The sequence below is a fragment of the Edaphobacter sp. FHG110511_03 genome, assembly GCF_059115365.1.
On sequence record NZ_JBZYWL010000001.1, the window covers coordinates 1,823,555 to 1,843,678 of the forward strand.

Annotated in this window: 20 protein-coding genes and 1 other RNA gene; 15 read left to right on the plus strand and 6 right to left on the minus strand. The window is 59.4% G+C overall.

The annotated features are described in order from the left end of the window. Positions 1-70 precede the first annotated feature (70 nt). Entirely contained in the window at positions 71-1,561 is a 1,491-nt protein-coding gene (locus AC5S26_RS07365; protein WP_494184200.1) for a UbiA family prenyltransferase, read from the plus strand. 87 nt (positions 1,562-1,648) lie between these two features. Next, a complete protein-coding gene (gene pheS, locus AC5S26_RS07370; protein ID WP_494184201.1) occupies positions 1,649-2,767 on the plus strand; it encodes a phenylalanine--tRNA ligase subunit alpha in 1,119 nt (372 codons plus the stop codon). A 146-nt stretch (positions 2,768-2,913) separates the two neighbouring features. Here the strand turns inward: pheS and AC5S26_RS07375 are convergent, their stop codons facing one another. Next, positions 2,914-3,657, minus strand: coding sequence for a bestrophin-like domain (locus tag AC5S26_RS07375; protein ID WP_494184202.1), 744 nt, complete (start codon positions 3,655-3,657; stop codon positions 2,914-2,916). Between the two features lie 66 nt (positions 3,658-3,723). Then, a complete protein-coding gene (locus AC5S26_RS07380) occupies positions 3,724-4,074 on the minus strand; it encodes a phage holin family protein (protein ID WP_494184203.1) in 351 nt (116 codons plus the stop codon). A 143-nt stretch (positions 4,075-4,217) separates the two neighbouring features. Between AC5S26_RS07380 and AC5S26_RS07385 the strand changes: the two genes are divergently transcribed. After that, positions 4,218-4,763 (plus strand): pyridoxamine 5'-phosphate oxidase family protein, encoded by a 546-nt coding sequence (locus AC5S26_RS07385; RefSeq protein WP_494184204.1) that lies wholly within the window; start codon positions 4,218-4,220, stop codon positions 4,761-4,763. 145 nt (positions 4,764-4,908) lie between these two features. On the opposite strand, the gene AC5S26_RS07390 is transcribed toward AC5S26_RS07385, so the two are convergent. The 3 genes from AC5S26_RS07390 to AC5S26_RS07400 form a co-directional block, all read right to left on the minus strand. Beyond that, a complete protein-coding gene (locus AC5S26_RS07390; protein ID WP_494184205.1) occupies positions 4,909-5,403 on the minus strand; it encodes a nuclear transport factor 2 family protein in 495 nt (164 codons plus the stop codon). A gap of 87 nt (positions 5,404-5,490) precedes the next feature. Then, positions 5,491-6,141, minus strand: coding sequence for an FkbM family methyltransferase (locus AC5S26_RS07395; protein ID WP_494184206.1), 651 nt, complete (start codon positions 6,139-6,141; stop codon positions 5,491-5,493). Between the two features lie 244 nt (positions 6,142-6,385). Continuing rightward, complete coding sequence (locus AC5S26_RS07400) at positions 6,386-7,999, minus strand: amidase (protein WP_494184207.1); 1,614 nt, start codon at positions 7,997-7,999, stop codon at positions 6,386-6,388. Positions 8,000-8,129: 130 nt separating this feature from the next. Here AC5S26_RS07400 and pheT point away from each other — a divergent pair, with 130 nt between their 5' ends. The 7 genes from pheT to AC5S26_RS07435 all read left to right on the plus strand — a co-directional run bounded on the left by pheT (position 8,130) and on the right by AC5S26_RS07435 (position 13,886). Continuing rightward, positions 8,130-10,256 carry a phenylalanine--tRNA ligase subunit beta gene (gene pheT / locus AC5S26_RS07405; RefSeq protein ID WP_494184208.1) on the plus strand — a complete coding sequence of 709 codons (2,127 nt, stop codon included), beginning with the start codon at positions 8,130-8,132 and terminating at the stop codon, positions 10,254-10,256. A gap of 344 nt (positions 10,257-10,600) precedes the next feature. Then, positions 10,601-10,858, plus strand: a complete 258-nt coding sequence (locus tag AC5S26_RS07410) for a hypothetical protein (protein ID WP_494184209.1) — start codon at positions 10,601-10,603, stop codon at positions 10,856-10,858. Positions 10,859-10,875: 17 nt separating this feature from the next. Then, entirely contained in the window at positions 10,876-11,244 is a 369-nt protein-coding gene (locus AC5S26_RS07415; RefSeq protein WP_494184210.1) for a cell division protein ZapA, read from the plus strand. Positions 11,245-11,322: 78 nt separating this feature from the next. Continuing rightward, positions 11,323-11,757, plus strand: a complete 435-nt coding sequence (locus AC5S26_RS07420) for a hypothetical protein (protein WP_494184211.1) — start codon at positions 11,323-11,325, stop codon at positions 11,755-11,757. Continuing rightward, positions 11,702-12,097, plus strand: a complete 396-nt coding sequence (locus AC5S26_RS07425; protein WP_494184212.1) for a TlpA family protein disulfide reductase — start codon at positions 11,702-11,704, stop codon at positions 12,095-12,097. The genes AC5S26_RS07420 and AC5S26_RS07425 overlap by 56 nt, the downstream gene beginning before the upstream one ends. A gap of 135 nt (positions 12,098-12,232) precedes the next feature. Continuing rightward, complete coding sequence (locus AC5S26_RS07430; protein ID WP_494184617.1) at positions 12,233-13,048, plus strand: class I SAM-dependent methyltransferase; 816 nt, start codon at positions 12,233-12,235, stop codon at positions 13,046-13,048. A gap of 94 nt (positions 13,049-13,142) precedes the next feature. Further along, positions 13,143-13,886 (plus strand): TonB-dependent receptor domain-containing protein, encoded by a 744-nt coding sequence (locus AC5S26_RS07435; RefSeq protein WP_494184618.1) that lies wholly within the window; start codon positions 13,143-13,145, stop codon positions 13,884-13,886. A 14-nt stretch (positions 13,887-13,900) separates the two neighbouring features. Here AC5S26_RS07435 and AC5S26_RS07440 read toward each other — a convergent pair whose 3' ends face one another. Next, positions 13,901-15,532: an ankyrin repeat domain-containing protein gene (locus AC5S26_RS07440; protein ID WP_494184213.1), complete on the minus strand. Its 1,632-nt coding sequence runs from the start codon at positions 15,530-15,532 to the stop codon at positions 13,901-13,903. A gap of 511 nt (positions 15,533-16,043) precedes the next feature. On the opposite strand from AC5S26_RS07440, the gene AC5S26_RS07445 reads away from it, so the two are divergent. From AC5S26_RS07445 to AC5S26_RS07465, 5 genes are all read left to right on the plus strand, one after another. Next, positions 16,044-16,679: an FMN-binding negative transcriptional regulator gene (locus tag AC5S26_RS07445; protein ID WP_494184214.1), complete on the plus strand. Its 636-nt coding sequence runs from the start codon at positions 16,044-16,046 to the stop codon at positions 16,677-16,679. Positions 16,680-16,759: 80 nt separating this feature from the next. Next, positions 16,760-16,947: non-coding RNA, 6S RNA (gene ssrS, locus AC5S26_RS07450), on the plus strand. A gap of 137 nt (positions 16,948-17,084) precedes the next feature. Further along, on the plus strand, positions 17,085-17,831 hold the full coding sequence (locus tag AC5S26_RS07455; RefSeq protein WP_494184215.1) for a prolipoprotein diacylglyceryl transferase: 747 nt from the start codon (positions 17,085-17,087) through the stop codon (positions 17,829-17,831). Then, a complete protein-coding gene (locus AC5S26_RS07460) occupies positions 17,821-18,945 on the plus strand; it encodes an RluA family pseudouridine synthase (RefSeq protein ID WP_494184216.1) in 1,125 nt (374 codons plus the stop codon). Before AC5S26_RS07455 ends, AC5S26_RS07460 begins: the two co-directional genes overlap by 11 nt. A gap of 45 nt (positions 18,946-18,990) precedes the next feature. Then, the gene (locus tag AC5S26_RS07465; RefSeq protein WP_494184217.1) at positions 18,991-20,121 is read left to right on the plus strand and encodes a VWA domain-containing protein; all 1,131 of its coding nucleotides are present in this window, start codon (positions 18,991-18,993) and stop codon (positions 20,119-20,121) included. Positions 20,122-20,124: the final 3 nt, after the last annotated feature.

Genomic DNA, 20,124 nt, shown 5'->3' on the forward strand with positions numbered 1-20,124 from the left:
AAAGACTTCTCTTCGGATATCGCTTTTTTGAAGTCCGGTAATCGCCGCTGCTGAAGGAAGGACTCGACTTTTGCCCAATTCCTCTTCGACCCTCGACTCCACCGTCCTCCCCGCATTATGTGTCGATCTCGACGGCACTTTGGTGAAGTCAGACACACTAGTCGACTCCGCGCTTGCCCTTGCACGCTATCACCCGGCCATGCTCCTCCAGATCCCGGGTTGGCTTCTTCAAGGCAAGGCTGCACTCAAACGCCATATCACCTCCGCTGTCTCGTTAGACGTCGTTCACCTGCCTTACAACCGTGAACTTCTTCAATTTCTTGAGCAGCAACACGCCGAAGGCAGGCCTCTCTATTTAGCGACCGCAGCCGATGCCGCCCTCGCGAAGCGAGTTTCCGACCATCTCGGACTCTTCGACGGCGTTCTCGCCTCCGACGGAACCCTGAATCTTGCTGGGCCTAATAAACTTGCGGCCTTTCGGCAGGCCTTCGGCGAAAATTTCTGCTATATCGGGAATGCCCTGGCCGACCTTCCCCTGCTCGAAAACTGCCAGCACCCCATGGTGGCCAATCCCACCCGAAAACTGAGTGCCGCGCTCCAGAAGGCCCATATCTCCCCTGCCCGGACCTTTACCGAAAAGGTCTCGCCCTCCAAGGCCTGGTTCAAAGCCATCCGGATTCATCAGTGGGCGAAAAACGTTCTTCTCTTTCTGCCAATGTTGCTGGGCCACGCCCTCAAACCCGGGCTCGTGCTCGCGTCGCTGATAGCATTCCTCTCCTTTGGCCTTTGTGCTTCAGCGACTTACATCGTCAACGATCTGCTCGATATAGAAGCGGACCGCCAACATCCGCGCAAACGCCGCCGCCCATTTGCCTCCGGCGACCTCTCGGCACTTGCCGGCATCGGGGTCGTCATCGCCTTTCTAATCGCTTCGGCGGCTCTCGCGATCGCTCTTCCCCATATCTTGGAGAGCGTTGCGCCGAAACTGGCCCTTAGAAGGCCTTACCGGTTCCTGCTCTGGCTGGGAATCTATGCCGTCACGACCCTGGCCTATTCGCTCCGCCTCAAGCGCGCCGTGCTGGTGGATGTCATCGTCCTCTCCGGCCTCTACACCATCCGCATCCTTGCAGGCTCTGCCGCGACCGGCGTCGAAGCCTCCACCTGGCTCGGCAGCTTCAGCATCTTCTTCTTTCTCTCCCTCGCCTTCGTAAAGCGCTTCGCCGAGCTCGAAAACCTCCGCGAGCGTGGAGGAGAGATCGCCAAGGGCCGTGGCTACCATATCAGTGACCTGGAACAGCTTCGCAGCTTCGGTTCGGCCTCCGGCTACGTCTCGGTAGCGGTGCTCACGCTCTACATCTCCAACCTCGACGCCGCCCAGCTTTATACCCACACCAAGCGGCTCTGGCTGCTTATCCCCGTGCTCCTGCTCTGGATCAGCCGTCTCTGGCTCAGGGCCTCGCGCGGCCAGCTCGATGAAGATCCCGTCATCTACGCCATCACTGACAGCCGCAGCTTGATGTTGGGCGTGATCGTTCTGCTGATCGTGCTGTCGGCGTTATAAACAGGGAACAGATAGGAATATCGGAAGCCCTCCTTCGCCGGTATGCGACAACGCATACCGGCGAAGCATTTATCCTGTACCAGAGCCATGACCGATACCTTCCCCCAGCTGAACAGCTACGACGATTCCTCCCTCGACGCCGCCTTCGCCACTCTCGCCGGCGAGGTTCGCCAGCAGTCCGCCTCCCTGTCCAACTCTGAGGCGCAGGAAAACTTCCGTCTCAACTGGTTGGGTCGCAAACAAGGACGACTCAAGCTGATCTCAGACGCCTGGCTCAAGTCCGCCCCCGCCGAGGCTCGCAAGCCCCTCGGCATGCGCTTCAACCAGCTCAAGCGGCAGATCGAGCAGGCCCTCGAAGCTCCCGCAGCCGCCGCCTCTGCAGCCGCGACAGTGCAGGGGATCGACATCTCCCTGCCCGGTCTTACTCGCCGCCCCGGAATCCCGCACCCTCTGCTCAGCACCATGCACGAGGTCGTCAGCGTCTTCCATCATCTCGGCTACTCCACCAACCTCGGCCCGCAGGTCGAGAGCGACTTCTACAACTTCGAGGCGCTTAACTTCCCTCCCAACCATCCCGCCCGCGACACCCAGGACACGCTCCAGATCGCAGGCCAGCAGGCGCGCCCTTCCCGCGATCGCCTGCTCATGCGCACCCACACCTCGCCGGTGCAGATTCGCACCATGATCGCGCAGGCTCCTCCCATCCGCATCGTCATTCCGGGCAAGGTCCATCGCAACGACGCCGCCGACGCTACCCACTCGCCCATCTTCCACCAGATCGAAGGCCTCTGCGTCGACACCAACATCACCTTCTCCGACCTCAAGGGAACGCTCGACCACGCCATGAAGGCGCTCTTCGGATCGGCCGTCAAAACCCGTTTCTTTCCCAGCTTCTTTCCCTTCACCGAGCCCTCGGCCGACGTGCAGATCTCCTGCATCTTCTGCGGGGGGACAGGCTGCCGCAAGTGCAAGCACTCTGGCTGGATCGAGCTCCTCGGCTGCGGCATGGTCGACCCCGCTGTCTTCGCCTCGGTCACCGAAGAACGTCGGAAGATCGACCCCGCCGACGATGCCTACAATCCCGAGCAGATCTCCGGCTTCGCCTTCGGCATGGGTGTCGAGCGCATCGCCATGATGCTCCACGGCGTCTCCGACATCGGCCAGTTCTACTCCGGAGACATGCGCTTCCTCGAACAGTTCGCCTGACGCCTTAAAAGACATCATCCGGAGCAAAGCCCCGTCCCCTCCCATACGTCATTCTGAGCGGAGCGCAGCGGAGTCGAAGAATCCCTGTATTTTGTCTGTGCAGCCACAAATATTCAGGGAATGTTGGTGTTCTGAGCCCCTCTGTCCTACCGCAGTCCCCGCTGCATACTCTCCAGATTCTGCGGATGCACCCGAATCACTCCCCTGCGCGGACTATCGATATCGGCGATCAAAAAAAATGAGATCGAGATCAAAAGCGGCAGGATAACAAGCAGCATGGGCCGCATACGCCGCTCTCCAAAGCCAAGCAGCACGTTGGCGAAGATCGCAATCACGAACATCAGTCCCCACGCCGCCTCCGGAATCCGGTTCCACCAGGCAGCCTGTGTATAGCCCTGCGAGTTCAACACATCGTTCATTCCCGAAACGGCAAGAGCGATCAACGGTGAAGGCTGGGCGATCGCGGGTTGCTTTACAGCTGCCCAAAGCTCGCTCTGCAACGCCGAAGTCTTCGAGCCGATCCTTTCGAGCTCTTCTTTATCGCGAGTCGTGTAGAACGAGATCCGCAGATCCGTATAACTCCGTAGAAGATCGCGTACGCGCGCTCCCTCTGTTGCTGGCAGCAGATCGGCGCGAACATATTCAGTTCCAATGGCGTTGGCCTCAGCCTCTTCGTAGGTCTTGCGCTGGTCGTATCGGCCAATCGCCATCGAGAAGCTGAAGCCGATAATCAGGCCAAGCAGCGTGAGCGTAGCCCCCTGGACCACGCCAAAATCGGCTCGGCTACCCTCGTCGAGCTTGGGCCGTCGCCGTCCCAGCGTCGCGCCGCCCCATGCGGCCAGCCAAAGGACCACAAACGAAATCACAAAGACGAGTCGTGGATAGTTCAAAAAGACCGCCATAGTACCTTTCGCTGGAGATTACGAACCACTCCGCCAGCGCATCCTCGCCGCACGCTAGGGACGATCCTTGTTGACTCCCAGAAAGCCAATCAGGATCTGGATCAGCGCCAGCGCCAGTGCGCCCAGAAATGCCGCCTTGAAGCTCGTCACGGCAAATCCGGGAACGAATTTGCTCGAAAACCAAAGGACCACCGCATTGATCACCAGGAAGAACAACCCGAAGGTAATGATTCCCAGCGGCAGCGTGATGAACTTCAGCAACAACCCCAGAGTCGCGTTGAACAGACCGATCACGACCACCGCAATTAATGCTGAGATGAATCCACTGACCTCGAACCCCTGAACAAAATGAGAGACCACCAGCAGTGCCACTGCATTGAGAATCCAGTGTAGTAACCAGCGCATGCTATTTCCTTTCCTTACCGTCCTTTGCAGCCAGTCCAGGCCTCATGCCGTGACTTCCCAAAGAGCATACCCGAGGCGACCTCTGCCCGCTATCGAAACTTTTGCAGTCGCTCCAGTGTGCAGGCTCACCTTAAACTGTCTTCATGGGCAAACAGTTCCCCTCCATGGAGCCGTCACATCGTGAGTTCATCGAGCGCCAGCACATCTTCTTTAATGCCTCCGCCGCATCCGAGGGGCGAGTCAACGTCTCCCCTCGGGATGTAGCTGCGCTGCGAATTCTCGATCCGAACGCAGTCGTGTACCTCGACCTTACCGGCAGCGGCAATGAAACCGCCGCACATATGCTCGCCGATGGCCGCCTCACGTTCATGTTCTGCGCCTTTGAAGGTGCCCCGCTGATCCTGCGTCTCTACGGCCGAGGCCGCATCCTTCCGCGCCACAGCCCGGAATACGTCGCCCTGCTCGCCTCGCACTACGACAACATCGAGCCGCCAGGAGCCCGGCAGATGGTGCATCTTGCCGTCGATCTCGTCCAGACCTCCTGCGGTATGAACGTCCCTTTCTACGACTACGTAAGCGAGCGCGACCAGCTCCATCGCTGGGCCGAAGTCAAAGGCGAAGCCACGCTGGAAGACTATCGCCGCCAGAAGAACACCTACAGCATCGACGGCTTTCCCACCGGCCTCTAACAGGCCGTCTTGAAGTAGAGAAAACGACTGGCATCCTGAATAAAAAGAAGTCACCCAATAAGAAGTGTCATCCTGAGCGAAGCGCAGCGGAGTCGAAGGACCTGCGTTTCTCTCCCCGTGGTCTCGCAAGTCATCGCTACGACCATCACTTGGCTAAGTGATGGTCGTAGCTGATCGCGCGCGTAATCTTCCACGCTCCATCCTTGTACTGCCATAGCGTAATAAATCTCCCTTCGCCCACCACGCCATGGTCCTGCTTCCACGGATGCGTGAAGCGATGCACTCCCATCTCCACCGCCCCATATCCTTTCATCGGATACACCGTAAGCGTCCCCGGAACCAGCACCCGCTGCGTCGTACCGCAGATATTCTTTTTGATACTCTCCGTCAGCGCCTTATTGCCGAGCGTCAGCCCGCCCTGGTCGTGATAAAACTCCACGTCGTCCGTAAAAAACGAGTTGAACTTCTCCAGGTTGCAGGTGTTGTAAGCGTCGAAGAGTTGCTTATCGAGCTCCGTGACCGCGCGCGTAAGTTCGTCCTCAGTCTTGATAGCCTCAAGCGGAGGGACAGACTGTGCATGCAACGGCACCGAAAACCCTGCCGCAAAGACAAGTGCTCCAACCATCGAGAGTCTTCCCACAGAACGCCTCCTTCGAGAGACAACCTTCTCTGTTACGGCAGCCTTCCCGAAAAAGTTCCTTCAGAAACGCCGCAACCGTTTGCCGTTTCAGTCAGCGACAAACAGATAATCTCCAAAATCCGCGTTGCCATACTCGTAGACAACCGAATCGACGATTCGATAGCCGCACTCAGTCAGCAGTTCAAACAGTTCTTCTATCCGTTGGCCTTCCGGAAGCCATAGGGGATGGGTTGCAATGATCAACGCAGGGCGATGCGTGGCGAGAAGGTGTCTTGCCCCTTGGCAGACCCACAACTCCGCTCCCTCGGTGTCGATTTTGATCAAGTTGGGGATAAGTCCCGACAGCCTCGAAAACGTATCGAGCGTAACAGTCTCGACCTCGATCGAAGACTCGCCTCGTAGAGAATTCTCCGGGATATTCAAACCCGAAAGATAATTCATGAACGAATTTCCATCCCCAATCAGGTGGAAAGGCATCTCCGATCCATCGCTATGGGAGACCGCCTTCGGAACGATGTCCATCTGCGACAGCCGGTTCAAGCGCTTGTGATACGAAAGAAACTCCACCAGAGCAGGTGCCGGTTCAAAGGCAACCACCCTGCCCTTGTGTCCAGTCTGTCGAGCAGCAACCATCGACATCCAGCCCTGGTGAGCGCCAACATCGAAACAAACATCGCCGGGACGAAGAGTCTTGACGATCCAGCGCAGGACATGAGGCTCATTATGTCCGGAACTCAAGAGCCGATAGTGAATCCATACCGGTTTACCCAAAAGCAACCTGGGAACGGGCAATTTCGTTCTCGCCAGAGTTTGTTTGAGGAACCGGTGCAGTTTCGGCGCGTGTCTCTTGAGTCTCGAGTTAAAGGCCGCCAACATAATTTCTTCGCGAACAGCAGTGATTGTAGGGTTTGAGCCTCCGAAGCGCGCAAAGTGGACTGAAAAAATTACATTCTGGTGATATCTCCTCGCAGGTCTGGAGCGACTACTTCGCTCCGTCCACCAGCTTCGGCAGTCTCCGATTGTGCGTCGCCTGCTCATACGCATAGGCGTAGCCGAACAGGTCCCCATCCCTCCAGCGAACCCCGGAGATCTCCAGCCCGAAGGGCAGCCCGTTGGCATAAAAACCTCCCGGCATCGACACCGCCGGAACCCCGATCCGGTTCACCCATCCCGTCTCGCTGTAAGGCCCTGCTTTCGAAGCCCCGGGCACGGTCTCGTCGTATGTAGGAATCTGCAGCGCCGGATAAACAAAGCCATCCAGCTTCCACTTCTTTCGGGCCTCCTCATACAGCTCCAGCGCCTTGCGCTGCGGCCCGTAGTAGTTCGCATCGGCCTCCGGATCGCTCTCCAGCAGCTTCTGCGGCATCACCTCATCGCCCGTTCGCTGGCCACCGACCATGTAGGCCGGAAACTTATCCCCGGTAGCCTTCTCGTACTCGGCGACTGAGTGATACTGCGGCGGCCCGAAGTCGTGCAGGAAGTTGTCCACGCCTTCCCTCCGATACGGCCGCGTGTTCACCGAACGCACCACCACAAAGAAGCTCTCCGGCAGAATCTCCTTGTCGATAATTACCGTCGCCCCCGCGGCCTTCAGCTGCTCCACCGCCTTCATAAACGCCGCCCGCGTCTCCGGCGATACGGCCCCATGGTTCGGCGGAGCATCCGGCCCCGTGCCATACACCGTCGGCGATCCCTCCAGCACAAACCACGGCACCGCGAACCGCTTCCCCTTCAGCGCATTCTTCTTCAGATACTTCGTATACGGCCGTGCCTGTGCCTTCTTCGTCGCGCCCTCCGTCCACTTGTCCAGTGGATCCTCGGCCTGCATCACATCGAGAGCAATCGCGGCGCTGGTCACATCGCGAGCCAGTGGCCCGGTATTATCGCGCAGCCAGTCCAGAGGATGAATCCCTGCAATGCTGGTCACCCCACGCGTCGGCAGAAATCCCACCAGGCTATTGTTTGCCGCCGGCTGTCGAATCGAGTTCGCCGTATCCGTCCCCGTTCCCACTACCGCAAAGTTCGCCGCCAGCCCCGCTGCCGTCCCTCCTGAAGATCCGCCCGGCGAGTACCGTGCATCGTACGCGTCCCCCGTCCTGCCTCCCGCCGTACTCAAATTCGTGTCACTCGCCGCGAAGTCCGGCATGTTCGTCTGGCCCAGGATCACCGCCCCGGCCTCTCGCAGCCGCTCCACCACCACGGCATCGCGTGGAGCCACCAGCTCCTCGCCCGGCTTCAGATATCCCTCCCACCCCGCGCTGGTCACCAGGCCCTTGATGCTCGTATTCGCCTTGACCAGGATGGGCACGCCCCACAACGCGCCATGCTTCGTCCCCTTGCCCTCCGCATCCTCCTCCGCGGCCCGACGAAGCGCTCCCTCGCGATCCACATGCAGCAAGGCCCGGTACGTGCCGTCATAACGCGCGATCCGGTCCAGGTACCAGTGCGTAACCTGCGTCACCGTATATCTGTGAGCCGAATAGAGGGTCTCCAGCTTCGACACCGAAATCTCCATCAGGTCGCGATCCATCGCAACACCCGCATCTCCAGCAGAAGTCTGGGCCTTCAACGAAACCGCGCACACCAAAACGGCCATCGCACACACGCATATCCGGCTGCCTCGCCTCATCCACGCCTCCACAAACTGTACTTTTGTGCACCACCCTATCAGAGACCCTCCCCTCGGCCATGCACAGCCGCAGCGTTTAGACTGGAAGCTGTTCATCATGAAAGTTCTTACAAGCTGGCTGCGCCACTATCTCCCCACTCTCACCGTCACCGATCGGCAGCTCGCCGACGACCTCACCCTCCGCGGCATCGCCGTTGAAGGTGTGCATCCCCTCGGCGATGGCAACGGGCACCTCTTCGAGATGGACATCACCACCAATCGCGTAGACGCCATGAACCACTACGGCATCGCCCGCGAGGCCGCCACGATCTACGATCTCCCTCTCGAGCCACTACACCCAAAGCTCCCCATCGGTACGCTCGTCGACCAGCCTTTTCCCGTCCGCATCGCCGACGACGCCCGAGGACTCTGCGGCCGCTTCACCGCCCAGATCCTGCACAACGTTACCATCGCGCCCAGCTCCGGCCAGGTTGCTGAGTTCTTCGCCCTCCTCGGCCAGAAGCAGATCTCGAACGCGGTCGATGCCTCGAACTTCGTCCTGCTCGGCATGGGCCATCCCACCCACGCCTTCGACCTCGACAAGATTGAAGGCGGCATCGTCGTCCGCCTCGCCCGCAAAGGCGAAAAGCTCCGCCTGCTCGACGGCACCGAGCGCACCCTCGAGGCCGACGACCTCGTCGTCGCCGACGAAAAGAAGGCCCTCGGCCTCGCCGGAGTCATGGGCGGCTGGGACTCCATGATCACCCCCGAGACGAAGAACATCCTCGTCGAAGCCGCTTGGTTCGACCCCGCCAGCGTCCGCCGCAGCTCGCGCCGCCATCTTCTCCACACCGACGCCAGCCATCGCTTCGAGCGCGGAGCCGACTTCAATGCCGCTCCCGTCGCCAATGCCCTCGTCACCCAGCTCATCCTCGAGAGCGGTGGCTCCATCGAAGGCGAGCTCATCGATCTCGTCGACTCCGAAGTAGCCGCCCGTACCTCCGCTCGCCCTTCCATCGAGCTCTCCATCCCGCAGGTCCAGCGTCACCTCGGAACTACTGTCGATGCCGAAGGACTCACTGGAGAGATCGTCTCCCGCTTCCTCACCTCCCTCGGTTGCGGCCTTCTGCTTCACGGTCTCGACGTCTACTCGGTAAATCTGCCCTCCTGGCGCCTCGATCTCGAGCGCGAGATCGACCTCATCGAAGAGGTCGCCCGCGTCTACGGCTACAACCGCTTCGCCAACACCCTGCCCACGGCCCTTCCCGTAACCGATTCCTCCGCCGCTCCAGCTCAGCGCGCCGTGCGTCGACGCCTCCTCGAGCTCGGCTTCAGCGAGGCCGTCTCCAGCACCTTCGCCGGACAATCCGACTCCGCGCTCTTCTACGAAGCCAACGCCGCGAAGTCCTGCTACAAGACCGTCGCTATGGAGAACCCTCTCTCCGAGGAAGCCTCTCTCCTGCGTCCCTCCCTCATGCCCGGCATGTTGAACATGCTCGCCCATAATCTCAATCGCGACGTTCGCGAGGCCCGGCTCTTCGAACAGGGCGAGATCTTCACCGGAACCGCCACACCCGATGCCGGCTATATCTCTGAAGTCCACGAAACACCACAGCTCTCGCTCGGCATCACCACGGCCTCACCCTCTCCAAGCAACCTCTACCCAAACGCCGACGCACCCATCTTCGAGCTCAAAGGCATCATCGAATCGCTGGTCTCGCTCTTCACTCCGCCCGGCGGCCCCGCAGCCCTCACCTTCACCGCAACCGGCTCTCCTGCATGGCTCGAATCTGGACGTTCCGCCGTTGCTCTGCTCGACAACCAGCCGCTCGCTAGCTTCGGCGAGCTTTCCACCTCCGAGCGCGAGACCCGCAAGCTGCGTCAACCTGTCTATCTCGCCCAACTCGACCTTGCTCTGCTTTATCAACTTCCTCTCAAGCGGACCACCGCGCACGACATCTCGCGTTACCAGGCCGTTGAGCGCGACTTCTCCTTCGTGCTCCCCGATGCGGTCCAATTCCACACCATCGCTTCCGCCATCGATGCCCTCACCATCCCCGAGCTGCAAAGCCGCAAGCCGGTAGAGATCTGGCGTGACCCGAAGAAATACCCCGGCGTCTACTCGCTCCTCCTCCGCACCGTCTTCCAGTCGCACGACCGCACCCTGCGCGACGAAGAGCTCACCACCTGGTCCAGCCGCATCATCGACACACTCACCGCACTCGGAGGAACCCTCCGCGCCTAAAGAAAGTTTTTCAGAAAAGCCGTTGCGAGGTTACTTTTATGGGGAAAGTACCGTCCTGAACGCAGCCAATTCTTAAAGAAGCGTCATTCCGAGCGAGCGCAGCGAGTTGAGGAATCCCTGTATTTCTTTGCAGGATGCCGAAATAAACCACACCTCATCCCATCACCCAAAAGACGGGGCCGGGTACCCCATTCATGCGGCTTCAGCCGCTGAGGTGACGCCATCATTACTTCCGGAACCTGTGCACAATCAGGTGCACCCACCTGGGTTCCCCCTGTGAATATCCACCTTCACGGCATCTATACTTCACAGAAGATTCTTTTTGAAGCAGAGGTAGATGTCCAATGAGCACAGCAACGGTCAGTGTTGACGAATTCCAGGCACTCGAACAGAAGGTGCTTCGCGCCGTCGAAATCATCAAGCAGGAGCGCGAGGCTCGCGCCAAAGCCGAGACCGAAATTAGCAACCTTCGCGAGCAGCTTGAGTTCCAGACGCTGGTTGGGCAAGAGGCCCAGGCCGCCGTCAACGCGCTGACCAAGGATCGTGACAACGTTCGCCAGCGCGTTGAGAAAATGTTGCATCAGATGGATGAGCTGCTCTAGCAGCCTGAGGAGAAACGATGGATGTTAACTCCACCCTGACCGCCCCTCCCTCCCAGCCCGCAAGCCCGGCTGAGAGCAAGGCCATTGCTGTTGAGATCTACGATCAGATCTACCATCTTCGCGGAACCGACCCGGCCTACATCGAGCAGCTGGCCCATATCGTCGACACCAAGATGCGTGCCGTCTCGGCCCACGGCAACACCGTCGACTCGCTCCGCGTCGCCGTACTCGCCGCACTCAACATCTCCGACGAGCTCGAGAGTCTGCGCAATCGCTATGACGCCCTCGCCGGCAGCCTCACCGTCTCTCAGGTCGCCCTGCGCTCCCGCACCGGTTCCCTCGTCGGCATGCTCGACGAAATCCTCGAAGACCGCAAGGTCGGCTGAAGACGATTTTTTCTTGCCTCAACGCTCATTTCCGTGAATCATCGATGCTGTCTCAGCACAACTTCACGGGAGTCTCCCATGCGCCGTCTGGCCTTTCTGCCCTCTGCCTTCCTTTCCCTCGTACTGTGTGCGGCGTCTTTCTGCGCCGCGCAGTCACCTGCCGCCTATAAATCCGATCCCAAATTTCAGAACGCCATCGCCGAAGCTAAAAAGCTCGAGCGCACGCACCAATACGGCTTCGCTGTAGACGCCTACAAAAAGGCCAGCAAAATCGCTGGGGGCAAGGACATACTCTGCCTCAACGACCTCTACAACCTGCAGTTCAAGATAACCAACTACAAGGACGCAGCCCAGACCGCCTCCTCCATGCTTGCCATTGCTGCTAACCCCTCAGACCGCTCCATCAGCGAGAGCAACCGCGGCCTCGCGCTCCTCCTGCAGGCCGGCGACAAGGGAGATGGGGGGCCGCGTCGTCCTCGTCGACTTTTGGGCCACATGGTGCGGCCCCTGTAACCGCGAGCTTCCCCATCTGAAGAAGATCGCCCAGGAGTTCGCAAACGAGCCCTTCGTCATCATCAGCGTCTCCTGGGACGCCGACGAGACCAAGTGGAAAGACTTCATCGCCAAAAACGGTATGACCTGGGTCCAGTACCGCGACGCGGATCACTCCCTCTCTAACGACTTCGGGATCAATGCCATCCCCCACTACTTCACCATCGACTCCGACGGTGTCCTCACCGCCGAGATGCTCGGCGAAGGCTCCAACGTAGAAGGCAAGCTTAAAAAGTTGATCGCAAAAGCGAAAGCCGACCGCGAAAAAGTCCAGACGGTAACAGCCTCAACCGGCGACTAACACCGATCCGGAGTCCTCTCGAGAAAATTTTTCTTCCGAGGGAAGCGAGGGCCCTCGCATACTTCCGGTTCGCCAGGCTATCCTGCCGCGATCCATAGGAAGTCTGCGCCTCGGGTGTGAGCGTATGCTTCCGTGATGGAAACGATCGGCGACAAGTATTTACTTGGGACCGGACGAAGCGATCACGACCGGCTCAGGGTCATAAGCGAAATTCACGATGGCCGGACGCGCGAGTTACTGCTGCGCGCCGGACTCGCATCGAGACATCGTTTTGTGGAGTTCGGATGCGGGCTGGGATACGTTACCCGTTGGGCAGCCAGCCTGGGAGCTGATGCCACCGGAATCGATTTGAACGTCGACAACCTTGCCGTAGCTGCCCAGTTGGCGAAAGAGACAGGCCAGGAGAATGCGCGATTTATCTCCGCCAACATCTACGAGCCCGGACTTGAGCCCGAGAGTGTCAACGTGGCGTATTCGCGGTGGCTGATGGTCCATCTGAACAAGCCGGTTGATGCGATGCGCGCCATCTACGCGGCGCTGAAGCCAGGCGGTGTCATGGTCTGCGAGGAAGCGGACGTCAGCGCGGTTTACACCGAACCAAGCTCAGCCGCTTATACCGAACTTCGCGACATCTGTATGGAAGGAGCCCGCAGCCGCGGAGTGGATTACTCGGGAGGTCGCCGTACCCATTTGTGGGCTAGGGAGGCGGGCTTTGACCTTGTCCACGTGGACGCCTATCACCCGCACTACGTCGCCGGCAAACACAAAGGATTCTGGAACTGGACGCTGCAAGCGGTGGGTCTGGGAATGGTGCGAGAAGGAAGCTTGTCGGCAGGCCACCTGGAGGAGTTGGTGGCAGGAATGGCCGAGGCGGACGCGTCTCCAACCACCTTGGTTGCGCATTGCCGGATGCATCAGTTGATCGCGAGAAAGCCGGAGTCGCAGGCCTGACACCCTTTCAGTCGATCCCTTCGCACTGGGATTACGTTCCAGTCTGTCTGGCGGTCACCTCTTCTCTCCCGCCACAGACATCAGCTCTGCCCTAATTCAATCAAAAAGCGACACTTCCCAGACATTTCTTGACAACGTCGGCACGGTCTATCGCATCCTGCCTGGCGTCTCGCCGTTCTTTGGAGTCGCCCGCAGCAACCTTGCCAACTTCAACTCCGAAGCCACACAAAATGGTGTGCAGGCGCCGGAGTCGGGCATGCAGTATGAGGCTGGTGTGAAAGTCGCCGCATTCAACAATCGCGTTCTCATTACGGCCGCAGCCTTCCACGTCATGCGCAACAACGTCTTTTCGCTGGTCAGTGATATCCCTGTCTTCAACGATCAACGTACGCAGGGAGGTGAAGGCACAGTGGAATTGGCCTTGAACCGTCGTTGGAAACTGAATACCAACGCCACCGGTATGCACGCATCGCTGACGGACAATCCCTCCAACCCCGCAGCAACCGGTCGACGTCCACAGGGTGTCCCCAACCGCATCGTCAACCTCTGGACCAGCTACGATCTCCAGTATGGCAGCCATGAAACCTTCACGCTCTCCGGTGGATTCACCAATCGCAGCAGCATGTTTGCCGATCTGCTCAATACCAACTCCATTCCTTCCTATACAACGGCCGATGTTGTAGCCAACTTTCATGCACGCATCTGGACCGGCGCATTCGGCGTGCGCAATCTCACAGATGCCCGCTACTTCACCGCAGCAAACGGTGCCGGAGGATTTGTAGGCGAAGCTCGTTCCTACTTCGGGAAAGTGCAACTTCAATTCGGGGCCAGACACTAAGGTCTGTCCCTGTGTCACACCGGGTGCGTCCGATGAGCAAGGAGTAGCTCATCGATTGCATCGTACCCGGTGGGGAGATCGATGCCGTTTGCATCGGCACCAGCCGCCAGCAGCGCGGCGACCGAGTCGGGCTGGCGGCGGTACTTCCAGTACGAATCGGTACAGGCCTTTACGGCGAGTTGGATCGCAGTGCGGTTGCGCGCGTCTCGAGCATCGACAGGCGTGCCGGAGGCAATCAACGTCCGGACTACTTCATGATGGGCGCGCCAGGCCGCTGCATGCAGCGCCGTGGAGTCTTTGGTTAGCTCCCAGTAGCCATCGCCTTCAGGCCACAGCGCGCCGGGCGAGATGCCAAGGGCAAGCAGGCAACGGACGCCCGCGGCGTTGTCTGCGCCGGAAAACCGCGCCAGCAGCGTTCCACCCATCGAGAGAAGCTGCGCGAGCAGGTCAGGATCACGCACAGTCATGGCACGCGCAAAATCGAGATCGGCACGCGCACAGGCTGCAACGAGGGCATCGAGGCCATTGAGCTGCATCTCTACGCCGCGCCGTTCGAAGGTGGCCAGGATATCGCCGCGGCCGTGGTATGCAGCCATCTGAATCGCGTTGCGCCCATCGGCTTGATTCGCAAGGTGTGGGTCAGCCCCGTGATCCAGAAACATCTCGATCATGATGAGTCCATTGTCCCGGCGGATCGAATGCAGGAAGGGCGAGTATCTCCAGACTGTCTGGTAATTAGGATTGGCGCCATGCTCGAGAGCGAGCTTCAGCCCTTTTTCGTCGTGCCAGTCGCATTTGCGCGTGGCAACCGTAGCGAGGCTGGTCTCGCTGAGTTTTCGCGAGTCGAGCAGGATCTGCAGGACCGTGTTGTCGTACGTTTCAGGAACATGGTACGGCGTCTCCTCATCGTTAGGATCGGCGCCGAAATCAAGCAACAGCTTGGTTAAGCCGGAATTCTGGGCAATTCCCGCGGCACCATAGATTACGGCTTCGGGGACCGGCCGCGGTGGCTCGTCGATATATTCCGTCCAGCCAGTATTGGAGTTGGCTCCGGCTTCGAGCAGGGCTCGTGCTGCATGCACGAAAGATTCCGACCGCGTCTTGTCGATACGAAGGTAGCGCGAGAAGCAGAGGTAAGTGAGCGCGTCCCACTTGTGCGGCCCACCTTTGGCGGTAGCCAGCGAACTGGCGCGGGCGAGATGGACACGGACGGCCGCCGCATCGCCGAGCACTGCCGCGCTGTAGATGTTCGCCGCGCCTGCTTCCGGGTAGCGCGACAGAATCATCTCGGCATGCTCGAGTGTCCCGGAGCCGTGCCAGCCCTGGCGATCGACACAGGCGACCTCGATAAAGGTGCTGACTGGATCATCCAACTTTTCGAGAGAGCGAATCATGCGCAAAGTCTCGATATGTTTTGCGAACTTCGGCCACGACTCGTATCCGTGTTCGCGGGCAAGTACAAATTGAGCATCCGCAAGCGTGATCGCGTCTGGGCGATCCGATGCAGGATTTCGCAGGCGCGGATGGTGCCTGTGCATGCGCGCAAGCGCCGACGGCAGGCCTGTCGCTACGTCGCGACCGAGTTCTTTGGCTTGCTTTTTGTATTGTTCGAGGTTGGGGTGGTCGGGAAGAGTACGGTCTGGCATACGAAGCTCCTTTCAAATTTCGCCTGGAGCGTCCGCATAAATCAGGCAAGAAAGAAGTCTCGTCAGATTGTGGACAACAAAGGTGGGCACTGCCCTTTCCGCGGACTGGATGCGCCCTTCGCGCTAGAAAATACGGTATAAGGCGGCGAAATTGGTGTCAAACCCGGCTGCCGTATCTGGTCATCCGTCAGCGCATGATCTTCTGAACTGAGTTTAACAACGAACCTCGACCGTCAGACACAGCAAGCTGTCAAGTCAGAAGCCACACAACTCACACAAACCAAACAAGATCTATTTGCCGATTCACCCTGGCCCACCTGCTAGAATAGAGGCAGTAGAAGAAAAGGAACCCCGGAGCAGAAACTCCGGGGTTCTCTAGTTAAGTCGTTTTCAATGGAACACTTTACGCGTAACCCTTGATTTTGGAAGACTTTAGCGAGCAAGTACCAGCGTAAGTTGAATAAAATCAAGACTTTGCACAAAATCCATGGGGAGGGGTAAGCGATAGGCCATGTACATTCCGAAGCACAACGAAGAGACCCGCATCGACGTAATAGACCGTCTCATCCGGGCGCATTCTCTGGCCTCCCTCGTCACTATGGGAAGCTCCGGCCTCTTTGCCACCCACCTGCCGATGGTCCTCCATCGCACCGGCGAAGAGCATGCCGTTCTGCGCGGCCATCTCTCCCGCGCCAACCGGCAATGGAAGGAGTTCTCGCCGGAGATCCAGGCGCTGGCCATCTTCTCCGGTCCGGAGCACTACATCACGCCCGTCTGGTATCCGGAAAAGGCCGAGACCGGCAAGGTCGTCCCCACCTGGAACTACGCCGTCGTCCACGCTTACGGTCCGCTCCAGGTCATCGAAGACCCCGACTGGCTCCTCACTCACCTCAACACCCTCACGGACACCCACGAGGCCTCGCGGTCAACTCCGTGGAGCGTGGCCGATGCTCCCAAAGACTTCGTCACTGCCATCGCCCGGGGCATCGTCGGCCTGGAGCTGAAGATCGAGCGGCTGGAAGGGAAGTGGAAGGTCAGCCAGAACCAGAACGCGCAAACCCGCGCCTCCGTCGAGCAGGGACTCAAGGGGCTCGGTACCGAAGCCAGCCTCGCCATGCGCGATCTGGTCGAAGGCAAACGCCCCTGAGCGCAGAAAAATCCATATATTCTACGCTGCCGAGTCAACTTGCAAAGGTACCGTCCCAGAGGTAGCATCCAACTCAAGAGACCGGCCTGCAAAGCAGGTGCGCGATCCACGCTGGTTGAACCAACATTCATTGAACAGGGGCCTGGCTCGTATACATGGTTCGGTGTGCAACGTCCGCCAGTCCGGAATGCCTAAAGAACCACGGCAGGGTCCCGCCGTCTTAGGACGGGTTCACCAGCGCATCTGCGCACGGCCCCGTGGGTCGGTTTTCTTGCACCTCGGCAGCTCGCCATGCCTTGCATGGAGCTCCACCGCCGCCTTGACCACCTCTAACAAAGTGTTATCCCGAGCGAACACACGCTCGAGGCGTCGCAGTGGAAGGATCTGCGGTCTGAAATCTAGCAAATGCATCCCAGTCTCCTCCATCTAGGCTTCCTTACCATCCCAACCTACGGTGCTCTGGCCGCCATCGGCCTGATGCTCGCACTCTCGCTCAGTGTCCGTACCGCACGCACCGCCGCGCTGAGCCCCGATCGCGTCTGGAACGCCGGACTCTTCGCCATCTTCGCGGCCTTCCTCCTCTCCCGCCTCCTCCTGGTCGCAACCAATCTCCACACCTTCGTCACCTATCCCATCCTTCTGCTGATGGTTCCGTCGCTCACGCCGACTGGACTCCTCCTGACCGCAATCACCCTGCTCATCTATCTCCGCACGCGCGCCATCCCAATGCTGGCGACCTTGGATGCCTGGGCTCCCTGCGCAACCCTTATCTGGACCTTTCTGGCTCTGGGGCACTTTGCCGAGGGCAGCGATCCCGGCCTGCCCAGCACGCTGCCCTGGGCTGCCCGAGTCACAGGCACATCCCTGCGTGAACACCCGGTAGGGATCTACGCTGCCATTCTTGCCGTCATCCTGACCATCGTGCTTCTGATCCATCTGCCGCGCCGCCGTCATGCAGGCGACACCGCAGCCCTCGGTCTTGCGCTCACCGGACTGGCCCAGTTTCTCCTCAGTTTCTTCCGCGAGCCTACGTTTTACGACACGAAACTGGGTAACCTGCTTGACCCGGTTCAGTGGTTAGCGCTCGGTATGATCGTGCTTGCGGCACTTCTCTGGCAGCAGCCGCGTAAGGAGATCGCCTATGCCGTCTAAAAACATGCTTCCCAAGGGGCAGCGACGCCGGACGGTCAAGCCGGAGTATCGAGCCACCCGCGGCGTTGAGGCTGCGCCTCCGCCCGTCATCCCCATTCTCGAGATGGAGGACGATGGCGAGGATCGTCTGCACACGTTCACCGCCGCCCCTGAGGCTGCCGGACTGCGGCTGGACCAATACCTCGCCCAGGCCATCCCGGACATAAGCCGGTCTCGTGTCCAGATGCTGATCGACCACGGTCAGGTTCGCGTCAACGGACAACCCGCCAAAGCGAAGCTCAAACTCCAGGGCGCCGAGTCAGTAGAAATCGAGGGCGCTCCTCACCCGCCTCCGCTTCATGCCTTTCCGGAGGACATTCCACTCACCATTCTGTATGAGGACGATCATCTCGCCGTCATCGACAAGCCAGCAGGGATGATGGTCCATGCTGGAGCAGGAGTGGCGGCGCCGGGCGAGGAGCAGGACGAACGCAATCATGGAACCCTGGTCAACGCCTTGCTGCACCACTTCAACAAGCTCTCTCATGTAGGTGGCGATCTGCGCCCCGGCATCGTACATCGTCTCGACAAGCAGACCAGCGGCATCATCGTTGTTGCCAAGGACGACAGCACGCATCGCAAATTAGGAGAGATGTTCGCGGCTCGCGAGTTGGAGAAGACCTATGTGGCGCTTGTCCACGGCGCCGTGACCCGCGAGAACACCACGGTCAATCTTCCCATCGGACGCGATCTGGTTCGTCGCACCCGTATGACCACGCGGCGTTCCCTGGAGAGTGAAGGGGTTCGTTCTGCGGTCTCTCATGTAAAGGTGCTTCAGCGGATTCAATCCGCGCGGTACGGCCAGTTCACTTTGGTCGAAGTGAGCATCGAAACCGGGCGCACACACCAGATTCGAGTGCATTTGCAGGCTCTCGGGTATCCCGTCGTCGGCGACACCCTCTACGGCGCTCCCCATCACTTTGGCCGACAGCCGGATACCCTTTCTCTCGACCGTAACTTTCTGCACGCCGCGCGTCTCGTCTTCCAACATCCCAAAAGCGGTAAGATGTTGGCGATGGAGTCTCCTCTTCCACAACAACTGGAGAGCCTGCTAGCCGTTCTTCGCGCCGATTAGCGGCCAGTTTTGAGTAGAATGATTTCAGTGACCGTCCCGACACGAATGAACTGTATTTTCCGGCTCCTGACTGCTCTCTCCCTCTCTGCCGCATTCATCGCAGTGCCTCTCTGCGCGCAGACCTCGGCGGCGCCTTCGGCCCAGAACCTTCCCCCCGCGCCGAGCGCGACTCCGAAATCACCCGCTCAGACTCCAGCAACATCCGCTGCTCCTGCTCCTCAAACCACGCCAGCTCCATCGGCACCCGCTCCTGCTCAGCAGACAACTCCTGCTGCATCGCAGCAGCAACCCGCGAGTCCGCCTCCGGCCGATCAGCCTAGGGAAACCGGTGAGCCCATCACGACCATCAAGGTGCAGGTTAATGAGGTCAACCTGATCTTTACGGTTACGGATAAAAAGGGTCGCTTTATCACCGGCCTGCAGCGGCAGAACTTTGGCCTGCTCGACGATGGCCGTCCTCCGGTTGCCGTGCTCCGCTTCAGCCAGCAGACCAACCTGCCTCTTCGGGTCGGCATCATGCTCGATACTTCGAGCTCCATTCGCCAGCGCTTCCAGTTCGAGCAGGACTCCGCTATCGAGTTTCTTCTGCAGATCCTGCATCGCAATGATCGTGCCTTCGTCCAGGGCTTCGATATCCAGAGCGACATGGCCCAGGGTTTCACCAACAACATCGATCTGCTGAACCAGGGTATCCGCAAGCTGCGTCCGGGCGGTGGCACCGCGCTCTATGATGCGCTGTACAAGACCTGCCGCGATCAGATGCTGACGCTTCAGCCGGATGAAGCGGTGCGACGAGCCCTTATCGTCGTCTCCGACGGCGACGACAATTACAGCCGCGCCCAGCAATCCGATGCCATCAAGATGTGTCAGCGCGCCGAGACCATCGTCTACACGATCAGCACCAACGTGAGCCCAAGTAAAGACAAGGGCGACGATGTTCTTCGCACCATCTCCGAAGCTACCGGAGGCATGGCGTTTTTCCCCGTGAAGATTGAGGATGTGGCTACAGGCTTCAGGAATATCCAGGAAGAGCTGCGCAGCCAATACTCGCTGGTTTATCGTCCAGCGGACTTCAAGCAGGACGGTGCATTCCGCACTATCTATCTTCAGGCTCTCGATCCGCGCTACAAGGTTCGTGCCAGCAAAGGCTACTTCGCTCCGCGGCCTACGCCGTAGGCT